The 1,428-nt window shown below is 64.3% G+C and carries 2 protein-coding genes; both read right to left on the minus strand.

The window, feature by feature from the left end; genetic code table 11:
• Window positions 1-811, minus strand: an 811-nt coding sequence (locus AWB67_RS37740; protein WP_125477880.1) for an NtaA/DmoA family FMN-dependent monooxygenase, incomplete at its 3' end; no start/stop codon positions are given.
• The coding region (locus AWB67_RS37745; protein ID WP_087660845.1) for a TauD/TfdA dioxygenase family protein at window positions 808-1,428 on the minus strand (621 nt) is incomplete at its 5' end. The genes AWB67_RS37745 and AWB67_RS37740, both read right to left, overlap by 4 nt.

The following is a 1,428-nucleotide window of genomic DNA, read 5'->3' on the forward strand; positions in this document are numbered from 1 at the left end:
CGGCACGCGTTCTGGCGACGACGGGCGTGAGCACCTTCTTGCTCGGCCCGCTCAGGTAGATGCCTTCGGCGTGACGTCCCGCGAAGCGCTGCCCACGAGCCGACGATCCCGCCTGAAACAGCACCGGCGTGCGCTGCGGCGAAGGCTCGGTCATATGGATGCCCTGCACCCTGAAATACTTGCCCTCGTGATTGACGCGATGCACCTTCGAGGGATCGGCGAACACGCCGGTGGCCGTGTCGCGCACGCTCGCGCCGTCCTCCCAGCTGCTTTCCCAGAGCTTGTAGACGACGTCCATGTACTCGTCGGCGATGTCGTAGCGCTCGTCGCGCGAGGCGACCTCGTCCTTGCCGAGCACCTTCACGCTGCTCTTGGCGAACCCCGTGACGATGTTCCAGCCGATGCGCCCGCGCGTCAGATGATCGAGCGTCGACATGCGCCGCGCGAACACGTAGGGCGGCTCGTGATTGGCGTTGCTCGTCACGCACAGGCCGAGATCGCGCGTGGCGTAGGCCATCGCGGAGAGCGACATGAGCGGGTCCTGCTTGGGCACCTGCGCGCCATGACGCAAGGCGGTGTCGATGTTGCCGCCGTGCACGTCGTTTACGCCGATGCTGTCGGCCATGAACAGCGAGTCGATCAGGCCGCGTTCCAGCGTCTTCGCGAGATCGACCCAGTAATCGAGCGTGTTGTACTCGAGCGAACGGTCGCGCGGATGCCGCCACATGCCCGGCGAGTGATGCACCGGGCTATGCAGCGCAAACGCGTTGACGCGGATCTCCTTCTTCGGATTCGATGCGGCGGAAGTCATAGGTACGGCTTGTCTCCGCTGATCGTTACGCGGTAGCCCGAGCGCACTTCCGGGTAGTAGTCCCACACGGCGAGATGCTGGACCGCGCGGTTGTCCCAGAAGGCGATCGAATGCGGCTCCCATTTGAAACGCTCCTGAAACTCGGGCGAGGCGAAGCGTTCGTACAGCAGGCGCAGGATGCCTTCGCTTTCCGCTTCCGGCACGCCGTCGATATGCGTCGTGAAGTTCGAATTGACGAAGACGCCCTTGCGCCCGGTCTCCGGATGCGTACGGACCACCGGATGCGAGGCTTTGGGGAATGTCTTGCCCGCATCGTCGATGCCGCGCAGTCGGTTGCGTTGCCGGTAGGTCGGCTCGCCGTCGTGCGTGGCAGTCAGTCCTTCCAGATAAGTCCTGAAGCCCGGCGAAAGCGATTCATACACCGCATACGAGCTGGAAAAGAGCGTGTCGCCGCCGTGCGAGGGCAGGGTGTGCAGATGCAGGATGCTGCCGAGAGGCGGTTCTTCGTCGCACGAGACGTCGGAATGCCAGCGATCGCCCGCGATGCGCTTCGTGGTCGCGTCGCTGTGAATCTGCAGGATTTCCGGGTAGCCGTCGGGACCGAGGCTGTTCGGATG

Origin of the sequence: Caballeronia terrestris, from assembly GCF_001544515.1 — a bacterium.
GTDB lineage: Bacteria > Pseudomonadota > Gammaproteobacteria > Burkholderiales > Burkholderiaceae > Caballeronia > Caballeronia terrestris.